This window comes from Ignavibacteriota bacterium (assembly GCA_016218045.1).
Lineage (GTDB): Bacteria > Bacteroidota > Ignavibacteria > SZUA-365 > SZUA-365 > JACRFB01.
Genome location: JACRFB010000043.1, coordinates 1 through 22,584 on the forward strand (window position 1 = coordinate 1; position 22,584 = coordinate 22,584).

At 60.6% G+C, this 22,584-nt stretch carries 14 protein-coding genes; 3 read left to right on the top strand and 11 right to left on the bottom strand.

All coding sequences use genetic code 11. The annotated features are described in order from the left end of the window. Positions 1 to 217 precede the first annotated feature (217 nt). The 3 genes from HY962_11405 to HY962_11415 all read left to right on the top strand — a co-directional run bounded on the left by HY962_11405 (position 218) and on the right by HY962_11415 (position 9,025). Positions 218 to 499, top strand: coding sequence for a T9SS type A sorting domain-containing protein (locus HY962_11405; GenBank protein MBI5647528.1), 282 nt, complete (start codon positions 218 to 220; stop codon positions 497 to 499). Positions 500 to 2,277: 1,778 nt separating this feature from the next. Continuing rightward, positions 2,278 to 7,470 (top strand): VWA domain-containing protein, encoded by a 5,193-nt coding sequence (locus tag HY962_11410; GenBank protein MBI5647529.1) that lies wholly within the window; start codon positions 2,278 to 2,280, stop codon positions 7,468 to 7,470. A gap of 439 nt (positions 7,471 to 7,909) precedes the next feature. Beyond that, positions 7,910 to 9,025, top strand: coding sequence for a T9SS type A sorting domain-containing protein (locus HY962_11415; GenBank protein ID MBI5647530.1), 1,116 nt, complete (start codon positions 7,910 to 7,912; stop codon positions 9,023 to 9,025). Positions 9,026 to 9,593: 568 nt separating this feature from the next. On the opposite strand, the gene HY962_11420 is transcribed toward HY962_11415, so the two are convergent. From HY962_11420 to HY962_11470, 11 genes are all read right to left on the bottom strand, one after another. Further along, positions 9,594 to 10,499 carry a restriction endonuclease gene (locus HY962_11420; protein MBI5647531.1) on the bottom strand — a complete coding sequence of 302 codons (906 nt, stop codon included), beginning with the start codon at positions 10,497 to 10,499 and terminating at the stop codon, positions 9,594 to 9,596. A gap of 276 nt (positions 10,500 to 10,775) precedes the next feature. Then, positions 10,776 to 12,953: a sodium-translocating pyrophosphatase gene (locus HY962_11425; protein ID MBI5647532.1), complete on the bottom strand. Its 2,178-nt coding sequence runs from the start codon at positions 12,951 to 12,953 to the stop codon at positions 10,776 to 10,778. 252 nt (positions 12,954 to 13,205) lie between these two features. Continuing rightward, positions 13,206 to 15,077, bottom strand: coding sequence for an APC family permease (locus HY962_11430; GenBank protein MBI5647533.1), 1,872 nt, complete (start codon positions 15,075 to 15,077; stop codon positions 13,206 to 13,208). Positions 15,078 to 15,149: 72 nt separating this feature from the next. Beyond that, positions 15,150 to 16,070 (bottom strand): DMT family transporter, encoded by a 921-nt coding sequence (locus HY962_11435; GenBank protein ID MBI5647534.1) that lies wholly within the window; start codon positions 16,068 to 16,070, stop codon positions 15,150 to 15,152. Continuing rightward, positions 16,067 to 17,005 (bottom strand): histone deacetylase, encoded by a 939-nt coding sequence (locus HY962_11440; GenBank protein MBI5647535.1) that lies wholly within the window; start codon positions 17,003 to 17,005, stop codon positions 16,067 to 16,069. Before HY962_11440 ends, HY962_11435 begins: the two co-directional genes overlap by 4 nt. 75 nt (positions 17,006 to 17,080) lie before the next feature. Beyond that, positions 17,081 to 17,737: a phosphate signaling complex protein PhoU gene (gene phoU, locus HY962_11445; GenBank protein MBI5647536.1), complete on the bottom strand. Its 657-nt coding sequence runs from the start codon at positions 17,735 to 17,737 to the stop codon at positions 17,081 to 17,083. 45 nt (positions 17,738 to 17,782) lie between these two features. Then, positions 17,783 to 19,561, bottom strand: coding sequence for a PAS domain-containing protein (locus HY962_11450; protein MBI5647537.1), 1,779 nt, complete (start codon positions 19,559 to 19,561; stop codon positions 17,783 to 17,785). A 3-nt stretch (positions 19,562 to 19,564) separates the two neighbouring features. Beyond that, positions 19,565 to 20,254, bottom strand: coding sequence for a response regulator transcription factor (locus HY962_11455; GenBank protein ID MBI5647538.1), 690 nt, complete (start codon positions 20,252 to 20,254; stop codon positions 19,565 to 19,567). A gap of 95 nt (positions 20,255 to 20,349) precedes the next feature. Further along, positions 20,350 to 20,775: an ATP-binding protein gene (locus HY962_11460; protein ID MBI5647539.1), complete on the bottom strand. Its 426-nt coding sequence runs from the start codon at positions 20,773 to 20,775 to the stop codon at positions 20,350 to 20,352. 32 nt (positions 20,776 to 20,807) lie between these two features. Further along, positions 20,808 to 21,620 carry an ATP-binding cassette domain-containing protein gene (locus tag HY962_11465; GenBank protein MBI5647540.1) on the bottom strand — a complete coding sequence of 271 codons (813 nt, stop codon included), beginning with the start codon at positions 21,618 to 21,620 and terminating at the stop codon, positions 20,808 to 20,810. 44 nt (positions 21,621 to 21,664) lie between these two features. Further along, complete coding sequence (locus HY962_11470) at positions 21,665 to 22,579, bottom strand: ABC transporter permease (GenBank protein ID MBI5647541.1); 915 nt, start codon at positions 22,577 to 22,579, stop codon at positions 21,665 to 21,667. Between the last annotated feature and the right edge of the window lie 5 nt (positions 22,580 to 22,584).

The following is a 22,584-nucleotide window of genomic DNA, read 5'->3' on the forward strand; positions in this document are numbered from 1 at the left end:
GCGGATGGGGTATCTGTTGAGCGATACCAGTATCTGGGAGATACGCTGTACATCGCCAAATATGTATTCCGAAGGCAGGCTGGATCGAGAAACACTCACTCATCTGTCTGTTCAGAAGTACCCGCATCCCGTCCGTTGGTTGAGCAAAGCCGGGGAGCATCTTTTCGCGTTGACAGCGGACGGAAAGTTGATTGTATATGATTCGCGATTGGTGGGAGTGGAGCAGCCACAAGACACCGAGAAGTCGTTCCAGGATCTCGTCGTCTATCCCAATCCCGCCCGTGAGCAGGTGTCCATCGTGTATTCCGCGGCGGCTCCCGCCGAGCTTGTGATCTCGGACCTCCACGGCCGCATCCTGCACCGGCAGTCAACAAATCCCGCGCAATCCGGTTCGAACACCACATCTACCATCTCCCTCCGCACCTATCCCCCCGGCGTATATCACGTACAGCTCACCACCGCCACAACCCGTCGCAACACGCTGTTCCTCGTATACTAGGTGTCCGACACAGGAACAGAACGTAACACGTAACACGTATCCACGTTCCACGTTCCTACGATCAACGTGGCTACTTTCCACGTTGCTACTTTCAACGGAGCCCGAGCGCAGCGGAGGGCGACAGGATGAGCCCGGAGCGCAGCGGAGGGCGGTACAATGGTCGTTACACGTTCCACATAATACGTGACACGTTCAACGTTCTACGATCCACGTGGTCACTTTCCACGTTGCTGCTTTCAACGGAGCCCGGAGCGCAGCGAAGGGCGACACCAGGAGCCAGAGCGAAGCGAAGGGCGACGGAACGTCACACGTAACACGTATCCACGTTCCACGTTCCTAGGATCAACGTGGCTACTTTCAACGTTGCTACTTTCAACAAAGCCCGAGCGCAGCGAAGGGCGACAAAACGGAGCCCGGAGCGAGGCGGAGGGCGACAGGACGTAACACGTAACACGTATCCACGTTCCACGTTTCACCGATCCACGTGGCAACTTTCCACATTGCTACTTTCAACGGAGTCCGAGCGAAGCGAAGGGCGACAGATGAATTATAGAATCGTTAAGACGATAATCTTTCGAATCAAGAACGATGAAGTCATTTCGAATGATGGAGAAGGTTTGACATATATTAGTCTTCTCCTAGAAAATCGCTATATATATTCTCTTGAAGCAGCACGGCTGTAAATATTACTCGTTCCATTTCTAGAGAGAATCCAAGTGGTACACGATTCTGTGCCTGCATTTGACTCGCAGCCTCTTGTGCCGCCCTCCGCTTCGCTCCGGGCTTATTAAAGACGCTTGGCACGCGTCGTCCCCCCGGGCTTACGCCCGGGGCTGGCATGTACCGCCCTCCGCTGCGCTCCGGGCTCCGTCATGTCGCCCTTCGCTTCGCTCGAGCTCCGTTGAAAGTAGCCACGTGGAAAGTAGGAACGTGGAACGTGGTTACGTGTTACGTGTCACGTCATGTCGCCCTCCGCTGCGGTCCGGGCTCTGTTGAAAGTAGTCACGTGGAAAGTAGCCACGTTGATCGTAGAAACGTGGAACGTGTTACTTGCTACGTGTCACGTGTTACATGTCACGTGTGTATTGTCATCGCGCTGTGTCCACAATGTACACGCGCGCGGAAATGATGTCTGGTCGCACGGTCCACAATGTTCCCTCGCGCGGGAATAATATCAGCTTCCGCGATGTGGATGTAACCTCGCACCGGTGTACATGTACGCGCGCTGGGGTGTGGATGTCAGGACGCTGCGACTGGGATGTTGTCTCACCGGTTCCAGAGATCGTCTCGCAGACGATAGGATGCGTTGTGACGTGAACATAATGTCTGCTGACGGGACGATAATGTACGCTGTTCAGCTCCTGACGTGTTCTCGCACGCGGAAGGGTATAGATGCGCACACTCCAGGATGCGGCCGTGCTGCATACGGGAAGTACTCTGTCAGATTCGTGATGACTCGTCTCAAACTACAGATGCTCCGTGTCGTGGTCATGGTGTGCGGTGTCGAACATAAAATATCTCACAAACCTGGCTGCACCGGTCAGGTTCGGCCACGCGAAATTGTCCTTAATATTGTGTGTTACCGCTGTTTCTGATCGGCACATGCGACGCTCCTCGCCTCGCGCTCACCGCTCCTCACCGGCCGCCCAACGGCGCGCCCGACGGTGATCGGCTTCGACAAAGGCGAAGTTTTTCCTCCCGGTGTACAAAATATATCGTTAGGTTGGTGCCTGTATCACCGACTGCTTCGGATCCGTCACGTGGACAAGGAGCTTCCCATGAATCGTGTGTATGCGCTGTATCACACCGTGCTCCCGCTCCTCCTGGGACTCTGTCTCCTCCTCCCCACAGGAACGTCCGCGCAGCCGACGCTGAACTTCAAAAAGATCGTCAGCAACTGGCCGACGATCGCGCTGCACTTTTCGGTGCGCTGCAACGGGAAACGAATCACCACGGCCGACAAGAGTCTCTTCACGGTGTATGAAAACGGGGAGAAGATCGGCGACTTCGAACTCTGGTGCCCCGATTCTCTGCTCTCCTGCCCCGTCTCCGTGGCACTGGTCTTCGACGGCAGCGGCAGCATGGGAAACGGCGGTGTGGCAATCGTGAAAGAAGCCGGGAAGGTGTTCGTCGATCTTATGGACGGCGTGAAGGACGAGGCCGCGGTCATCTGGTTCGCCAACGGCGTGACGCTTCATCAAGGCATGACGACAAGCAAATCCGCCCTGCGCGCGGCCATCGATGCAGGACAAAGCAGTGGCGGCACAGCGTTGTGGGACGGGGTGTATATGGGTATCACCGAGGTGATGAACAAGGCCTCGAATCCCTGTCGCGCGGTGATAGTCCTGACCGATGGGCAGGACAACAGATCGTCACACACGTTGGATCAGACCATCGCGTACGCAAAGGCGGCCAAGATCCCCGTCTACACCATCGGTTTCGGTGCGAATGCCACGTCAGGATTAAAACGGCTCGCCACCGAGACGGGCGGAACCTACATCGATGTCAGCAGACCGGAAGAACTGATCGACGTCTATGAGTCGCTTATCTTCGCGATCAGCGGCGCACAGGATTGTATCATCACCTACAAGGCGCGCTGCACGGGCAAGGGCGAACCGCTGCGCTCGGTGGATCTCACCGCGCTGCTCTGCTCGGGAAGCGACACAAAAACGCGCACGTACATCGCGCCCTACGATTCAAGCATGGCACGCGCCATCACCATGCGGCTCGGATCCGAAAAAGGCATCGACGGAGAGGACATCACGATTCCGCTGCAACTCCTCAGTCCGCTCACCGACGATCTGTTATTCCCATCCACCATCACCTTCCAGTACGATCCCGCGTGTATGGAATTTCGCGCGTTCCGCTTCCCTGTTACATCGCCGCTTGCCGGGATCAAATACACCGTCGACCGGAGTGCCGGACTCGTCACCGTGCGCACCACGGAGCAGCGCAGCATCACCACCACCGACCTCCCGGCCCTGCTCGCCGAACTTGTCTTCCGGCCCTATGAACCCTATGGCAAAGACACGACGTGCTGCGAGGTGAACATCGGCAGTTGGCTGTTCACCGGCGGCTGTCTCAAGGTGTTCGCCACACGCGGGAAGATCTGCGTACCTCCGGTGTCGAAATTGCCCGAGCTGACTCTGCTCTGCACCGTGCCCGATTCGCTGCACTACGAGTCCTCGGCGGGAACGTATGCACCGAATCCCTTCGATGTGCGCCTGACGTGTATCAACCGCGGCCGCGTGCCCGCGTACAACACCATCGCCACGCTGTACCTGCCCGCCGACGTATCGCTCGCCGATCCGGCCGATTCGCTCCGCAGGCATTTCCCCTCGCCGCTCGCACCGTGGAAGACGGGGAATCCGATTCCCAGCGTGTCCTGGCCCGTGAAATACGGTGCGGTTCCTAAACGCGACCGCTTCCTCGATTTCCGTTTTGTTGTCACCTCGGTGGCGGAGAACGGCGTGCCCATCGATACAAACGAAACGTGGTGCCGTGTGCGTGTACCCGGGCAGGCGCCGGATCTGCTCTGCGAGATCACGCTGCCCGATTCGCTTTCAGTCGACGCATCCGGAGCGGATCTCACACCGAATCCGTTTCCGATCACCTACCGTGTATGGAACAGCAGCAGGCAGATGATCAGCATCCAAAACATCGCGCTGCGCTACCCCACGGCCGACGGACTCAGACTCGATCCCAACACGCCGCGTGTGCGTGTGGTGAATCGTGTGCTGGCACCGGGCGATTCGATTGTGGTGGACTGGCTCATGTTTGTGGACGCGCAGAGAACGCCGCGCAACCTCGCGATCTCGGCCGTGGCGATCGACAGCGACAACTTCCCCGTCGAATGTGAACGGATGGTGCGGATTCCCGCCGTCACCACACTGCTCCGGTGTAACACCATCGCGACGCCGTCGGATGTGCACGTGCTGCCTGACGGTGTGCGCGACACTGCGGCCGTGTGGACAATCAGCACCGAGCTGCATAATGCGGGTCCGCTTCCCGTGCTCGATCTTTCGGTGGCGATCCGCCTCGCCGATTCGACGCTGGCGGCGTTGCAAGAATTCGATCCGTCCTTCCCCGACAACAGCAATCCGCGCATGGTGCCTCTGATATTCCCGAACGGCAGCGCCATCGTGGAGTGGAGGTTCCGCGCCACCGCGGCCGCGGCCGATGGTCTGCGGCACGATATAGCGTATGGAATTTCCTACTCCAACAAGGATGTTGTCGTCTCCGACGCACGCTGCGGTGTGCAGGTGGCGCTTGCCCCCAGGCCTCCCGACGTTGTGCTGGGCTGCGCGCTGACGGGACCCGACACCATCTACTTCGACACCGATCACTACACGCCGAATCCCTTCGCCATCGGCCTCACGATACACAACAGCGGCTCCACGACCGCACGCAGTGTGCGCGCGATGGTACTGCAGGACACACGGTTCAACATCCTCTCCCCCGCGCTTCGTGAATACGGAGACGTGCGCGGTGGAAGCACAGTGGCCGTCGACTCGTTGAACAATCCCCCGTTCTTCCTGCACATGAACACACGCGAGCGTGACGGCTACGACACTGTGCGTGTGCTGCTTGTGGCGGAGGGACAGGCGCCGGTCATCTGTGAACTCCCCATCTTTGTCCTGCACGAGCGGCGGCCGAGTTTTCGGATGTCTTGCACGGCAAATCCGGAACGGCTCGTCTTCAACGAGAGCATCGACGACTATGTGCCGAATCCGTTCACGGTGACAAGCACCGTCTATCAGGATGGTGAAACCGATGCGGAGCAGTGTGTGCTGCTGTTTGTGGGTCCGCCGCGCTTTACTCCGGCGGACGACTCACCCATCGTCACAGTCGGCATCAACGGTCGTCTTGCGTCGGGTGATTCCGTGAAACATGTGTGGCACATCACCGCCTTACCGCGCAGTGTGGGCGGCTGGGATACGCTCGTGTATCAGGTACAGGGGCGCGGCGGACTCGGCCACCGCCTCATCATCGGCGAGTGCCGGGTGCCGGTGTACGTGCCCGCGGCGCGCACAGCGCTGTACGGCATCGACTGTGCGTCGCCCGACACGCTGGGTCTCGATCCCGACGGCGGCAGGTACGTGCCCGATCCGTTCGAGATCACGGCGCGAATCCGGAACACCGGCTCGGCCACGGGGCGTGATCTGCGTGTCACCGCCCTGTTGCCTCCCGGTCTTCTGTTCGCACAGGGAGAAACGGCCGAGCATGCAGCGGGCGACCTCGATGTCGATTCCGTGTTTGTCACACGCTGGCTCGTGCGGCCCGCGGCACACACCGAGCCGGGCGGACGCACGCTGCGCGTCTGTTTCCGTGTGACGGATGCGCGCCGCAACAGCGCCGAGTGCTGCGACGATACACATGTGCCGCCGTTGCGCGCTGCGACAGTGGCCCTCGACTGCGCGGCCGAGTCGTCCGAACTGCGCGTGAATACCACACGCGCTGTATACGAGCCGAATCCGTTCCGTGTCACGGCGGTGTTGCACAACAACGGCGAGCGCCCCGTCTCGCGTGTCAGCATCCGCTGCATCCCGTCCACACACGACGTGTACCTCGCGGATTCGAGCGAGCGTTTCCTTGCGGCGCGCCTCGAGGCGCACCGCAGCAGCGACATGATATCGTGGCAGGTTGTTGCGCAGCCGCGCACGTCGCGTGGTGATGTGGTCTTCCGGTTCATCACAACGTCCGACGACGCTCCGGCCGCCGAGTGCAGCACCGTGGTCGGCATTCCCGCGCTCGGCGCACCCGATCTGCACTGCGCGGTCTCCACATCGATGACTCGCACCGGAGACACGTTGTACTTCGATCGTTCGATCGAGGATTTTCGCGACGATGTCGGTACGCGGGGTTACGCGGACAGGTACAATGTGTGTGTCATTCATGCCGACGTGTCCAACAGCGGTGCTGTATCCGCACAGCGTATGATCGCAACGCTGCTTCCGCCTCCGGGCATGTCGTTGGACGATGGCGAGAACGCGGTGCGCACCCTCGCCGACATTGCCCCAAACGGAAGCGCGCGTGTGTCGTGGAAACTGCGCCCCTTGCGGCAACCGATGAACGTGACGGGAAACGTGGAGGTGATCGTGAACGCCGAGAACGCTGTGCAGAGCCGTTGCGCGCGGCGTGTCACCATTCACGGTGCGCCCAAGGCCGTGCGCGTGCGTATCTCGCGCGATATCACCGGACGCACGGGTGAAAAAGTATCCGTGCCGATATTCGTCGACACCACGTACGGACGCGAGATCACGAGTTACAAGCTGAACGTCTCCTTCGATCCTGATGCGATCCGATTCATCGATGCTGTGAGTGTGAACAGCGCGACGGGGCGCGGCTGGAACGGTCCGCGCAGCACGCTGTGGCGTGACGCGGGTGGTACGGATCCGTCGCGCGAGACCATCGTGCGCATCGAGGACAACACCTTCGAGGCGCCGCTGAATCTGCGGCGCGAAGCGCTGCTTGTGCGCCTGGTATTCGAAGTTGTGTACACGGGCGGACCCACGGCCATCGGCGCCTTTGTCGACTCGCTGCGTTTTGTCGACATCTTCACCGCGGGGGGAAGCGGGGGCGGACGTGTGCTCGCCTCGTCGATGAATTCGCACGACGATGCGGCTCCTGCGCCGGACCTGCGCCTGATCACCGAGGACGGCTTCTACATCGTCTCCGGCGACTGCCTCCCCGCGCTGCAGCTCAAGACCGAGCCGACACTCTCACAGAATTCTCCCAATCCCTACAATCCCGCAACCACCATTCGTTACACACTGCCCGCCACCACACACGTACGCCTCGCGGTGTACGACACCTTCGGGCGCGAACTATCCGTGCTCGTCGATGCCGAACAAGTGGCGGGCGAACACTCTGCCGTCTTCCACGCCGGCTCCCTCCCCAGCGGCGTGTACCTCTACCGTCTCACCACGCCTTCCTCGTCCTTATCCCGTTCCATGCTACTCGCGCGATGAATGCGTGTTGAAGAAAGACGGTTAGACGATTAGACGATTGGACGATTAGACGATTAGACGATTGGACGATTAGACGATTGGACGATTGGACGATTGGACGATTAGACGATTAGACGATTGGACGATTGGACGATTGGACGATTGGACGATTCGCGGACCACGTACTTTCCACACCGCATCGATCACGCACTCGTGAAAAGGAGATACGTGTCACGTGGATACTTTTCACCTTGCTACCTTCCACACCGCATCGATCCCGCACTCGTGAAAAGTAGAAAGCAGTCAGGTATTGCCCGCAACAATTGTCGTACGACGGTGAGAGCACAACTTTCCGACCATCACAACAACCGCCGGCGGAACAAATCGTGTTGTTGATGTACATGCCACTTTAATGGCCTTTCGAAGGGTGAGAAAGATGAATCCTCGAGCATCGTGCATTGTGAGAGTCCGTGTACTCATGGCCCTGCCTGTGTTACTCGCGGCCTCAGTGATATTGCATGCGCAGCCAAAACTGCACATGATCGGGCACGGCGGCATGAAGCCGATCCAGATCGACAGTATTCACGGTGGTTATCTCCCCTTCGAGTTCAGGATTCTTATTGCGAATGAGGGCAACGCGCCGGCGTACAACGCATCGGTATTCATGCGTATGCCGCGTGATTGTGTATTCGCCGACTCATCGCAGACCCAGCGCGTGTACCTCCCGTCGCCACTCCCTGTCCTGTCGCCCGGCGATACTGCCTGCATCGTGACGTGGCTGTTCCGCGGAACACAAATCTATCAGTCTGATCGCACCGTGTATTTCGACTACACGATCGGCGGCTGCGATTCAAGCGGGACTCCGCTCGACAGCATCCAACTGTTGTGCAGTCTGAGATTTCCAGGCTTGCTTCCGCAGGTCGCCATTAAAATTCACGCACCGGATTCCCTTTCTGTCACCGGCGATGGATTGAATGTCGAACCGAATCCATTCCCGATTCTGATGTCTGTCAGGAACACCGGCTTCGTGAAGTGCAGGGCCACGCAGTTCGGTATCGTCGTGCCGCCTCCGGCCGGTGTATGGGTGGATCCGAACACACCACAAAACCAGCGCAAGATAGTCGACATCCCGGTACAGGACTCGCTCGACGTCTCATGGCTCCTCCATGTGGAGAACAGAGAGACACGGCGTCGACTCGTAATAACCGTATTCGCATATACCGACGACACCAATGTGGATTCGGCCACGGACACCGTGGAGATCCCGGCCATCCGCATCACGGGAACCCACGAGCAGACCACAACATTTCCTGCGTCTCCATACCTCTTGCCAAATACGCCGAATCCATTCCGTGACATGACGCGGATCCGGTATTCCCTGCCCGCCACAGTGCGGACACATCTTGCGGTGTACGACACCTTCGGGCGCGAACTGTCCGTGCTCGTGGATGCCGAACAAGCCGCGGGCGAACACTCTGTCGTCTTCCACGCCGGCTCCCTCCCCAGCGGCGTGTACCTCTACCGTCTCAGCACACCGTCCTCGTCCTTATCCCGTTCCATGCTGCTCGCGCGATGAATGCGTGTTGAAGAAAGACCGTTAGACGATTAGACGATTAGACGATTGGACGATTAGACGATTGGACGATTAGACGATTAGACGATTCGCGGACCACGTACTTTCCACACCGCATCGATCCCGCTCCCGCGAAAAGTAGAAACGTGTCACGTTGCTACTTTCCACATGGCTACGAAACACACACGCAGCAGACCCCACCGCCCTGCATCGCCCACACCGCCCTCACCAGATCCAACCCCGGCCTGAGAAAAATTACGAGACAAAATCCGCGAGAGGCGAGCAAAGGCGGATGCTTGTTTGAGACCCGCGGCCGCCTGCGGCCGCGGGGCGAGTTTGCATCCGCCGCGAGCCGAAGCGAGATTTTGGCCGGAATTTTTCTACAGCCTTGACTTTTTCTTTGCTTCTTTCTTTTGTGTCAAGACAAAAGAAAGAAGAAGTCTACCAATAGACCCGGCATGCTGCGTCACGAGACAGGATCTCTGAGAGCTGATGAGTAGTTGGTAGATAGTTAGGTGGTACATCGGTAGATGGCCAGCGAGGCACACACGCAGGGCGCGTAGCCGAACTCCTAGTCCTCGACGAAATAGTCGTTGTCGATCCGTTTCACTCGATACGTCGCACGTGTCGCAACTCCGATGTCGAAGTCGATCATCATTTCCGCAAGCCGCTTCCCATCGATAAGAACCACCTTGGTGTTGATGGTGGCGACGTATTGTTCCGCATTCTTCGCGAAGCTTCCCGTGGTGATGAATACACCCTTTTGTGCGTGTTTCCCCGAGAGCGCACCAACAAATTTCTGTACCTCGGGACGACCCACGGAGCCATCCCACCGCTTCGCCTGGATGTAAATGACATCAAGACCGAGCCGATCTTCCTTGATGATGCCGTCGATGCCCTCGTCGCCGCCCTTCCCTATGGCCTTCCCCGCATCCTGCATCGTTCCACCGTATCCCATCGCAACCAGCAGATCGATCACGAGCCGTTCGAAGAATTTTGGCGTCATGGATTTTACCTGCTCGAGAATGTCGGTCGCGAGCTGGCTGCGAATTGTCGAATAGGCAGCGCCGAGGATTTCTTCCGGTGTTGCCGTCTGCTGCGGTTCAACTGAAGAATCTCCCGTCTCAAGGTCCGATTTATTCTGCCATGTGTTGAATACTTCGAAGCGTTTGAGATACTTGATATTGATTTTCTCCGGCTTCTCGGAGAGCACCTTCCGGCCTGCCTCCGTGATATGATACTTACCACGGGCTGGTCGTGCGAGAAGCCCGGCCCGCTGCAGATACACAATCGCCCATGCAACCCGGTTTGCGAAGAGCGGCGCCACGCCGCTGGGAAGCATCGCGTCGAGTTCCTCCTCCGAAAGGCAAAACTCCAAGGCCAATTTTTCGCGGTATTCCTTTGTAGCACGGATCACACCATCCTTGGCGACACGAAGCAATGGGAGCATGATGGACTGAAAATCGGGGATGGCCATTGATCGGATACCCTCTGTTTGCGAAGAAGCAAGAGAAACGAACAGGTATAATACCAATTGATCCGAGGTAGTGCAATTGGCTGGATCTCAGTGAGACACAGTTCCGTCGCACTTCGACTCCGCTCAGTGAGACACAGATTCGTCGCTCCGCGTTCCTACTCCCTACTCCCCACTCCCTACTCCCTACTTCCTACTTCCTACTCCCCACTCCCTACTCCGAAAAAAAAACCCACCCGCACATCGCACGGGTGGGTTCTGGAAAGAAAGAGAAGAAGATCAGATGAACAGCGGCGCAAGCACGAGTGTGATGGTGCTGAGCAGCTTGATGAGCACGTGCAGCGACGGACCCGCGGTGTCCTTGAAGGGATCACCCACGGTGTCGCCCACAACGCCGGCCTTGTGTGTGTCGCTGCCCTTGCCGCCATAGGCGCCCGTCTCGATGTACTTCTTGGCATTGTCCCACGCGCCGCCGCCGTTGTTCAGGAACAGCGCCATGAGAATGCCTACGATGGTGCCGACCATCAGCAGACCGCCCACAACTTCGGCGCCGCTTGCTGCATGAATGCCGAGCAGATCCTTGCCGTACGAGTAGTAGAGGGCCTTGAAGGCGAGACCGACAACAATTGGAAGTCCCACAACCAGCAGACCGGGAGCGACCATTTCGCGCAATGCCGCCTTGGTGGCGATGTCCACACACTGGCCGTAGTCGGGCTTCGACGTGCCGAGCATGATGCCCGGATTGTTCTTGAACTGCTCGCGCACGTTGTTGATGATCGCGTACGCCGCCTTGCCCACGGCCTTGATGGCCATCGACGAGAAGAGGAACACGAGCACTGCGCCGAGCATGGCGCCGACAAACACTTCGGGCTTGTTCAGGTTGATCACGTAGTCGAACTCGGGCATGTACACCTTGATCTCGTCGAGATACGCGCTGAATAGCAGGAAGGCCGCCAGAGCGGCGGATCCAACGGCGTAACCCTTCGTGAGGGCCTTGGTCGTGTTGCCGACGGAATCGAGACGGTCGGTACGCTCGCGGATCTCATGCGACTGACGGCTCATCTCGACGATGCCGCCGGCGTTGTCGGTGATCGGTCCGAAGGTGTCCATCGCGAGGATGTACGCGGCCGTGCCCAGCATGCCCATCGTTGCGACGGCGGTGCCGAAGAGGCCCGCGTGCAGACCCGATGATTGCCCGAGGAAATACGCGCCGATGATGGCCGCAGCAATCACGAGGATCGGGAAACCGGTGGACTCCATGCCGATGGCGATGCCGCTGATGATGTTTGTCGCGGGTCCGGTCTGCGAGGCCTTCGCGATTTCCTTCACCGGACGGTACCGGTATTCCGTGTAGTACTGCGTGATAAACACGAAAGCCAGCGCCGTCAAGACGCCGATGAGACCGCACAGGAAGAAGTTGAAGTAATAATCCGCTCCGAGCAGCCATCGCGAGGCGACGAAGAAGCCGATGATGGCGAGCACGGAGGTGACGTAGTATCCGCGGTTGAGGGCCTTCATCGGATCCTCGGTCTCGCTGACACGCACCGAGAGCACGCCGATGATGGAGGCGACGATACCGAATGCGCGCGCGACGAGCGGGAAGAGCATCACGCTGAGCAGTGTGAGTCCGTGCTCCTGAAACGCGGCCATGTTTTCGCGGTACAGCGCCGCGGCCAGAATCATCGCGCCGATGTTCTCGGCGGCGGTCGATTCAAAAAGGTCGGCGCCGCGGCCCGCGCAGTCGCCCACGTTGTCGCCCACAAGATCGGCGATCACGGCCGGGTTGCGCGGATCGTCTTCGGGAATGCCGGCTTCGACCTTGCCCACGAGATCCGCGCCGACGTCGGCGGCCTTGGTGTAGATACCGCCGCCGAGCTGCGCAAACAGCGCCACGAAGCTCGCGCCGAAACCGTAGCCGACGATGAGCAGCGGAATATTCTCGGGCGCTTTCGCCACGCCCGCCCAGTCGACGATGGCGTAGAGGCCGGCTACGCCGAGCAGGCTCATCGCCACAACAAAGAAGCCCGACACGGCGCCGCCGCGCAGAGCCGGCTGCAAGGCGCTGTTCATGTCCTTCAGCGCGCCCGCGGCGGTGCGGATGTTGGAACGGATGGAGACCCACATGCCCATGTATCCCGCGGCGACGGAACAGAGTGCGCCGAGGATGAAGGAGATGGTCGTCCACAGCGCGAGTGCCGATGCGGAGGTCGTCGGATCGTTCGCGTTGTGCGCGCGCACGAAAGCGTACAATATGTAGATAAGCGCGGCAAGTGCGATCGCGAGCCAGATGATGGTGCGATTCTGGCGGCGCAGGAACGCTTCGGCGCCCTGCTTGATCGCGTTCGAGATCTCCTGCATCTGGGGCGTGCCGGTGTCGCGTTTGAGTACGTCGCGTATCAGCCACGTCGCAAACAGCAAGCCCAGAACGCTGATTCCGAGAATCAGTGTCAGTTCCATGAGTCTAGTCTTCCTCCGTCGATGGTTGTATCAGTGTTGATGCGTGATTGCCGCGGAAAAATGCGCTTCGATCAGGCGCAAGTCCTGTGCTGATGTCCGGCCGGCGGCATTCGATTCATGCCTCCCGGAAGACGTCCCAATCCCGGATCGGGAAAACGGGGCACGAGGAGAGATAATGGGACAAAGATGCGGGATAATGAGGGTGAAAGCAAGCGCCGTACGTCGGAAAGTGCGGCCATCGTCGCCGCGCTCTCAGCCGCGCGAACGCCGCTCGTATTCGATGCGGAACGCGACGTCGGGGTATTCGCTCGGCAGCCGCATCATGTTCATCACCAGCACGCCGATCGAAAAACGGTCGAGCCACGACGACATGGGCCAGCCGAGATGCACGGTGAGTTTCTTGTGCGGCAGTTCGTACTGTAGCACGTTGATGATGGTGCACATGCTCTTGTACACGCTCTGCAGCGAGAACGGGAAACGGAAGTGGTTCTCGGTGAGACGCGCGGGAATCCCCTCGCGCGGGGAGTAAAAACTCACGTAGGCCTTCGAGGTGTCGGACTTCCGCAGCACGTTGTTTTCACGCGGACGCCGGAAATACAGATGTATCTCGTCCTCGTCGGAGGATCCGAGATAGGTGACGAGGTCGAGCGGACTGTCGCTCGCGAGGAGCTCGGGTTTCTCCGGAGGCCGCCGTCGCGCGATGCTCAGTCCGGCCACCAGGAACACGCCGGTTGCGATGGCCCAGAGGGTCAGTCCGTACGGCTTCTCGTATGCGAGGTACAGCAGGCAGGCGGTGAGGATAAGAAAAAGCAGCACTGTGAGCGAGCGGTGTGTGAAATAATGTTTGATGTCGCGCGTGCCCTTGAAATACCGGTACACGATCAACGATCCCATGTTGATCACCATGCTGGCGATGAGTCCGATCGCGTACATCTCGGCGAGCAGCGCCTGCTGTCCGCTCGTGATGAGGATGATCACCGAGAACAGCACCGCGCTTAACAGATGGATGCGGTAGAAGCTCTGGCGGCTGTTCGTCTTTGTGAGCCAGTGGAACGAGTAGCGTTCGGCCACACGCTCGAGCAGTTCGCTCGATGCGACGTAGGCGGTGTTCACGGCCATGGTCAGCGTGAAACTGGCGAGGGCGCCCACCACGATGCCGAACACGGGACCGTTCAGCATGGCGGCGTACGCGGTGATGAGATCGGTCTCGTGTTCCGCCAGATTGATGGGAGAAGAAAGCGTGAGCATGGATATGAGCGGTGTGAAGATGCCCACGGTGAGCGCGAGAAACAGGTAGGCCTTGCGGATGTCGTGCCACGAGCGCACAAGACCGGCGGTCTGCACCACCGATTCGATTCCGGAGTAGGCGAGGATGCAGCTCGAGACGCCGATGATCACGAAACCCATGTCGACGGTGAGCGCGCCGAGGTCGAGTGTGCCGAAACGTTCGAACACTCCGGTCACACTGCCCGCGATCTTGGTCGCCGCGCTGTTGTCCAGCGCGAGAATACCCGACAGCACGAGCAGCACGAGCACAAAGGCCGCGAAGGTGAATATCCCGAAGGTGAATCGCGCGTTCTCGCGGATGCCGAGAATGTTGAGCCCGGCCACAAGCCACACGATGCCGAAGTTCAGTATCATCGCCGTGCCGTGCGAGATGTCGAGGAAGGCCAGGCCGTTCTGCACCGCGCTGACGGTGGATATGCTCGCGGTGAGGACGTAGTCGACGAAGATCGAGGAGACGGCGATGAAGCTCACCGTGGGACCGAGCACGAGATACGAGAACGAGTACACTCCCCCGCCGCGGATGTTGTGGTGTTCGAGTATCTGCGCGATCTCTGTCATGCGGTTCGACAGGATGCGCATCAGCACCGACGTGAAGGCGATAAAAAAGATGGCGCTCTCGCCGATGAAACGATGCGCCTCGCTCGGCGCGTAAAAGATCGATGTGAGTTCGTCCATCAGGGTGATGATCGCGATGGCGAACCATGTCAGATACCACTTGCCTCCCTCGAACGAGGAGAGGAAATCTTTCTTCCTCCAGAGATAGATGAACAGGACGGCAAGCACCAACGCCGCGCCGTAGAGCACGATGGATTTGACGTCGAATGCAAAGGATGGCATACAGGGTTTCCGTGATTGACAGGCGGAAACTACACGCGCCGCGCGACGCGTGCAAGAAAAATCGTCCGCGGCCTAGTGTTCCGCCGCGGCCGAGCGACGCTCGATCACCTGCTGCGCCGCTATGCCCGCGACGATCAGGACGAGTCCGACCAGGGTGCTCGCCGCGATGTCTTCCCCCACCACGAAGTGTATCAGTACCAGCGAGAGGAACGGCGACAGGTACACGAGGGCTCCGACGCGCGCGGTGGTGCTGCTGAGTTTCAGGGCGCGCAGCCACAACACGAAGGTGAGTCCCATCTCGAACACTCCCACATACGACGCGCCCAGTGCGCCCGCGAGCGAGGGTACGCGGAGCCCCTCCGTGATGGCAAGAAACAGCAATGTGTACAGTGATCCGAAGCCGGCGTTGACGAGAAGTTTCTCCTCGGGATCGGCCGTGCTGCGCATGGTCAGCATCCAATACGCGGCCCAGAGAACGGAGCTGCCCATCGCGAGGGCCACGCCGAGCGGATCGGAGAATCGCAGCGCAAACACGTCGCCCCGTGTCGAGATGATCCACACGCCCGCAAAGCTCACCACCATCGCGGCATAGACGCCGCGCCGTATGCGCTGGCGCAGGAACACCGTCGAGAACAGGGCGAGCACAAGCGGCCACGTGTAATTGAGGGGCTGCGCCTCCTGCGCGGGCAGGCGGTCGTAGGCGCTGAACAATACCAGGTAATACGCGAAGGGGTTGATGAGGCCCAGCAGCGCGGAATGGGCGTACTCGCGGAGCGGCCACTGCCGCAGGCCCGCGGGCGCGCGGCGGAACAGAATCACGACACACAGGGCGAGGAACGAAACGAGGGATGAAAACGCGAGCAGTTCCGCGACGGTGAGCGCCTCGAGACTGAGCTTGAACGCCGTCGCTACGGTGGACCACAGCAGCACGGCCCCGAGCGCGGCCAGCACCGCGCGCCGCTGCTTCCCGTGTGTGACGGACGCGCCGTTCAAAACATCAACGCCCGGAGATGCGCCGCGGCGCTGCGCGCCAGCGCGTCGAGGGCATAGCCGCCCTCAAGCACCGACACGATGCGTCCGCCCGCGCTCTGCTGCGCGATATCCTTGACGAGCACAGTGAGATGGGCAAAACACGAGGTGCTCAGGTTGATGTTCGCGAGCGGATCCTCGCGGTGCGCGTCGAAGCCGGCCGAGATGAGCACAAACTCGGGCGCGAAGGTCCGTGCCGCGGGTAGCAGGACGCGTTCGAAGGCCTCGCGGTAGTGTTCGTCGCCCGAACCGGGCGCGACGGGCACGTTGATGGTTGCGCCCTCGCCGGCGCCCGCGCCGCGTTCCGATGCCGCGCCGCCTCCAGGATACAGGGGTGATTGATGTATGCTGAAGAACAATGTGTCCGGATCGTCGTAGAAGATGTTCTGTGTGCCGTTGCCGTGATGCACGTCCCAATCCACGATGAGGATGCGGCGTATTCCGTGAACCGCGCGCAGATGCGACGCGGCGACGGCCACGTTGTTGAAGAGGCAGAATCCCATCGCGCGCTCGCGCTCGGCATGGTGACCGGGAGGCCGGACGGCGCAGAAGGCGTTTGTGATCGATCCGCCCGCAACGGCGTCACACGCGGACATCACACCGCCGGCCGCACGCAGCGCCACGTCGTACGAGCGGTTGCAGACCGGCGTGTCGAGATCCGCGCGGAAGGGTGCCTGCGCGCATATCTCGCGCACATGGGCCAGGTGCCGTGCCGAATGCGCGCGAATGATCGCCTCCTCGGGCGCGGGCACGGCATCGATCGGGACACAGCGGTCATACAAGCCCGTTTCCGCGACATGCCCGACTATCGCTTCAAGTCGCTGCGCCGATTCCGGATGGGAATATCCCGTGTCGTGTTCCAGATACGCGGGATCGTACACAAATCCCGTCGCCGTTATTCCTGCGCGTCGCTCCATCATACAATGATACGAATTTCCCCGCGCTACTCCCCACTCCTAACTCCTAGCTCCCAGCTACTTCCCCTGATGTCGAATAATCTCTCCACCGGCGAGATACACCACGTCCTCGGCGATATTTGTCACATGATCCGCGATGCGCTCCAGATAGCGCGCGGTGAGCATGATCTGCAGATCCGCATCCACATCGGTCTCGGCTGCGCGGAGGCGGTCGCGGATCAGACGGAACATCTCCTTGTTTAACGCATCGACCTCGTCGTCGAGTTTGCACACTTCGCGCGCAAGGTCCGCATTTAATGTCACGAGCGCATCGAGGGCCTTCTTCAACATGGTCAGAGCGCGCTCGCCCAGCAGGTCGATCTGCGGGGGAATCTGTGTCGCGCCCGAGCCCGCAAGGGTGATGGCGCGTTTCGCGATGTTCTTCGCCAGATCGCCGATGCGTTCGAGTTCATTGTTCATCTTGAGTACCGACACGATGAAGCGCAGGTCGCCCGCGACGGGATGGTAGAGGGCGAGGATCTTGAGGCAGTCCTCCTCGACGTCAATTTCCATCTCGTCGATCTCCGCGTCGGTGTGTATGACACGGCGCGCCAGATCCACGTCACGCTCGCGCATCGAGCGCAGGGCGATGGCCAGATCCTCCTCCACGATGGCGCTGAGCGCGAGAAGTTTTTTCTTCAACCGGTCTATTTCGCGATGAAAATGCAGAGACATGATCTTCCTGTGTTGTACGTGAATGGCCTCGCGCCGAAGTCCCGGTCAGACCGCCGGAGGCACGATGATGGTGAAGGTGCTGCCCGCGCCGGGAACGCTCTCGACGGACACGGTGCCCGCGTGCGCCTGCACGATGTGTTTGACGATCGAAAGGCCGAGTCCGGTGCTGCCGCTTGCGCGGCTCCGCGAAGTGTCGACGCGGTAGAATCGTTCGAAGATGCGCCCGAGATGTTCGGCGGGGATGCCGCGTCCCTGATCCTGCACCTGTATGCGCACGCCCTCCGACGACCGCTCGGCGCGCACGGCCACGCGTGTGTTGGTGTCGCTGTATTTGATCGCGTTGTCCACCAGATTCGCGACGGCCTGTTCGAGCAGTTGCGCGTTTGCGCGCGCGCGCAGCGCGGGATCGCAGGTGATGTCGATGTGGACGGAGCGCTCGGCGGCGATCGCCGCGCGGCTCTGCACAGCGGAGGTAACAACATCGCAGACGGACGTGGTCGCGAGCAGCACTTCCATGCGCTCGGATTCCTGCTCGATGCGCGAGAGACTCAGCAGATCCTCGATGATGTTGTGCAGGCGGTCCGATTCCTTCGCGATGATCGCCAGAAAACGATCGCGCGTGGCGGCATCCTCTGCTGCACCATCCTGCAGAGTTTCAACAAAACCCTTGATCGATGTCACGGGTGTCTTGAGTTCATGCGAGACGTTGGCCACAAAATCGCGGCGCACATTCTCGAGGCGGCGGAGCTGCGTTATATCGTTGGTCACGATCACGGCGCCGATCGCCCTGCCGTCGCCGTCGCGCAGCACGCTTCCGTGCGCCTGTATGTGGCGGTCCTCGCCGTCTCGCAGCGTGATCACCCCTTCAGCGGGTTCCAGCGCCTCGAGTGTGCGCGCGGCGAAGCGTTGCACGTCGATGTTCCGCACAACTTCCTGTATGGCACGGCCCTTCGCGGTGCGTGGATCCACGTCGAACAGCCGGCCCGCGGCCGCGTTCATGTTCAGGATGCGCTCGTCGGTGTCGATGGCAATCACCCCCTCGGCCATGCTCGAGAGCACCGCCTCCTGCTCGTTGCGCTGCTGCAGTATCGTGCGAATGCGTTCATCGAGCTGCCGCGCCATGAGCGACATCGCATCGGTCAGCGTCGCGACCTCATCGGTTTCCCCGATGGGCAGGCGGTAGGCGAAATTGCCGCGCGCGAACTGCTCGGCACCCTCGCGTAATGCCGCGATTGGACGCGTGATGCGCCGTATCGACACGGCGATGAGCAGAGCCGACACACACGCAAACACCACGCCGCCGATGATGACGCTGCGCTGCAGCATCGCCGCGAATTCGTCGACCGCGGTCAGCGACACTGCCAGACGCGCCACGCCCGTGATGCGTCCGCCGGAGCGGATCGGCCGCGCGACGTAGAGCATGTTGACCTGCAAGGTCGGACTGAATCGTTTGGACCACGACCGCTCGCCACGCAGTGCCGACGCGATCTCGGGCCGGCCCGCATGGTTTTCCATCCGCGCCGGATCCTCCATCGAATCGCCCAGTACTGTGCCGTCGGGCGCGATGATGGTAATGCGGCCCGAGGCGCCCGCGGCGAGTTCACGCGTGAGCGCCTGCACATCCTTCGACGCCGCCCCCGCTGCGCCCAGCGAGTGCATGCGGTTCTCCACCAGGTAACATCGCGCGTGCAACTCGTCGCGCATGTGGTCGGTGACGAGGTCCTTCAGCGACTCGGTCGAATGCCAGACGAACGCGGCCAGCGCCACGACGGCGAGAAAAAAAAGCGACAGGGGTAAGCGCCGCAACATGCTCCGTTTGCTCATCCTCTATTCCTTGAAGCGGTAGCCGACGCCGCGCACGGTTTCGACATAGTGCGCCGCCGCGCCGAGTTTTCTGCGCAGTCCCACGATCTGCACGTCGACGGAGCGGTCGGTGACGGGATAGCCGTCGCCGCGCACGGCATCCACGATCTGCGCGCGTGTGAACACCCAGCCGGGACGTGTCGCCAGGAACTGCAGCACGCGGAACTCCGTCACTGTCAGCTCGACTTGTTCGCCCGCGATGGTCACTTCGTGCCGCAGCGGATTGATGGTGATTTCATGCACCGACAACGGCTGCGTGGCGGCGTCCGCGCCCGGCGCGCCTTTGCGGCGCAGAATGGTTTTCAGGCGCGCAAGCAGCACGCGCGGACTGAAGGGTTTGGTGATGTAATCGTCGGCGCCTATCTCGAGGCCGGTCACGATGTCGGCCTCCTCGGTGCGCGCTGTCACCATCAGGATGGGTACCCCGGCGGTGCCGGCCCCGCTTTTTAACGCGCGGCACACTTCGAGGCCGTCGAGGCCCGGCAGCATGATGTCGAGTATCGCCGCATCCGGTGGCGAGCGCCGCGCCTTCTGCAGCGCTTCTTCCCCGCTGCGCGCGCGTTCGACGGTGTACCCGTCCTTGATCAGATTGAAGCTGATAAGTTCGAGGATGTCTTCCTCGTCTTCAACAACGAGTATGGTGCCTTTTGCCATCGTTCATGTGTCCAAATGATCCGCAATATCGTTCATTCTCTGTTAGGAACGGATGAGGCGAATGTTTGGATTATGTGTGTGGTACGGCAGTCCCGCTATCCCTCGGGATTCAGAACCAGCTCCAGCCGGATGACGTTGTGGCCACCCTCGCGCCGGTACTCGACACGATTCATCATCGTTGTGACAAGATGGATGCCGAGGCCGCCTATTCTGCGCTCCTCGAGCGGCGCGTCGATGTCGGGTTTTTCGGCGCGCAACGGATCGAACTCGCGGGCGTCGTCGTCGATGCACACGTGTGCGCGGCCGTCATCCACACGCAGCGTCACCGTGATGTCGTGCGACGCGGTATCGTCGTAGCCGTACGATATCGTGTTTGTCAGCAGCTCATCGAGGGCCAACGTCAAGGCGAAGACGTCGCCGCCGCCGATCGCGTGTGTGGTACGAATCTCCTCGAGCCACGCGTGAACACGTGTCAGTTCGGGAATGCTGTTCTGTATCTGTAAGATCCAATCGGAGGTCATGCTCTGCCTGCATCCTGATGGCGGTGAGACTGCTACACGTACGCGCGCCGCATGAAGTCGGCGGTGCTTTCGTCGAACTGATCGATCTGCCGCAGCTCGTCGAACCAGTGCATGAGATCTGGGACGCGGAGATGACGCTTGTCCGCGCCCGACACGTCGTGCACCACCCTGCCGCGGTGCATCATGATGAGACGGTCGCCAAGATTAATGGCATCCTGCAGGGAATGTGTGACCATGAGTGTTGTGATCGCGGCGTCGGTCACGATCTCCTTGCTCAAACGTATGATCAGCTCGGCACTGCGCGGATCGAGCGCCGACGTGTGCTCGTCGAGCAGCAGGATCTCGGGCTGTTGCCACACGGCCATGAGCAGCGTCAACGCCTGCCGCTGTCCGCCCGACAGTGTTCCGATGGGGACGTCGAGACGCTCCTCGAGTCCGAGCCCGAGCGCGCGGCAACGCGCGGCGATGTCGCTGCGAAGGCGCGTGTTGAGCGCGCGGCCGAGTCCGCGCCGGATGCCGCGCCGCGACGCGATGGCGAAGTTTTCGGCGATGCTGAGTCCCGCGGCTGTGCCGGTGAAGGGATCCTGGAAGACGCGGGCGATAAAGCGCGCGCGCTGGAAATCGGGCCAGTGGGTGATGTCGATGCCGTTCAGATGCAGGGTCCCGACTTCCGGGGCGTAACTGCCCGCGATCGCCTGCAGCAATGTCGATTTGCCGGATCCGTTTTGTCCGACCACCACGATGAACTCGCCCTTCGCGATCGAGAGCGACACATCGCGCAGTGCGTGCACTTCCGACAGCGTGCCGCGGTTGAAATACTTGTGCACACCCGCGAGTTCGAGCAGCGTCGCGGGCGTCGCGGACGCCGCGCCCGTGTTGCGGAATTCCGTCATCGCGCGCGCCTCCGCAGTACATCGGGAAGCCAGAGCACCAGCACCAGGAAGGTGGCGTTGATCAGCTTGAAGTAGTCGGTCTCCACGCCCAATGCCAGCAGCGCGGCCACGAGATAGCGCACGATCACGCTGGCAAGCACGACACTGGCTAGAGCGCGCGCCAGGCGTCCTCTGCCCGCGATCACCTGGCCGACTATCACGCTGGTCAATCCCACCGCGATGAAGCCGACGCCGGTTGTGAGATCGGCCGTGTTGACGTCCTGCGCGTACAGTGCGCCGGCCGCGGCCACGAGCCCGTTCGAGATCGCCAGTCCGATGAGCACCGTGAGGTTGGTGTTCACACCGAGTGCGCGCACCATGCGCTCGTTCTCGCCCGATGCGCGCAGCGCCAGTCCGATGTTGGTGCGGAGAAACGCGTACAGCGCAAAGGAAACCACTGCAACGATGCACAGCACCATGGCTGCAAAAACAATATCCTCGGCGGGCAGCACGGCCTGTTTCAAGGCCGCGAGTGTGGATTCCGAAAACAATGCCGCGCCGATGTCCGCTGCCTGTGTCTTGAGCGACGCTTCGTCGATCAGCACCACGGCGCTCGAATCCATCAGGAAGTAATTTGCGGAGTAGAGGCCGGTCATCACGATGATGCCGCTCAGGATCTTGTTCACGTGCAGGCGGGTCTGCAGCAGGCCCGTCACTGAGCCCGCGATCATGCCCGCGAGCACGCCAAGCAGCGTAGCACTGACGGGATCGGTTCCGTTTTTGATGGCCATAAGAGCCACCACACCGCCACTCGAGAAGGAACCGTCGACGGTGATGTCCGGGAAATTGAAAATCCTGTAGCTGATGTACACGCCGAGCCCAAGCAGCGCAAGTATCAAGCCGAGCGTGAGCGGACCGAGGTAGACGAGCATGCCGG

Bases quoted from the DNA above. Each gene is read 5' to 3' on its own strand.
- HY962_11455 (MBI5647538.1), bottom strand. From the start codon at position 20,254: ATGGCAAAAGGCACCATACTCGTTGTTGAAGACGAGGAAGACATCCTC.
- phoU (MBI5647536.1), bottom strand. From the start codon at position 17,737: ATGTCTCTGCATTTTCATCGCGAAATAGACCGGTTGAAGAAAAAACTT.
- HY962_11450 (MBI5647537.1), bottom strand. From the start codon at position 19,561: ATGAGCAAACGGAGCATGTTGCGGCGCTTACCCCTGTCGCTTTTTTTT.
- HY962_11420 (MBI5647531.1), bottom strand. From the start codon at position 10,499: ATGGCCATCCCCGATTTTCAGTCCATCATGCTCCCATTGCTTCGTGTC.
- HY962_11430 (MBI5647533.1), bottom strand. From the start codon at position 15,077: ATGCCATCCTTTGCATTCGACGTCAAATCCATCGTGCTCTACGGCGCG.
- HY962_11470 (MBI5647541.1), bottom strand. From the start codon at position 22,579: ATGCTCGTCTACCTCGGTCCGCTCACGCTCGGCTTGATACTTGCGCTG.
- HY962_11425 (MBI5647532.1), bottom strand. From the start codon at position 12,953: ATGGAACTGACACTGATTCTCGGAATCAGCGTTCTGGGCTTGCTGTTT.
- HY962_11410 (MBI5647529.1), top strand. From the start codon at position 2,278: ATGAATCGTGTGTATGCGCTGTATCACACCGTGCTCCCGCTCCTCCTG.
- HY962_11460 (MBI5647539.1), bottom strand. From the start codon at position 20,775: ATGACCTCCGATTGGATCTTACAGATACAGAACAGCATTCCCGAACTG.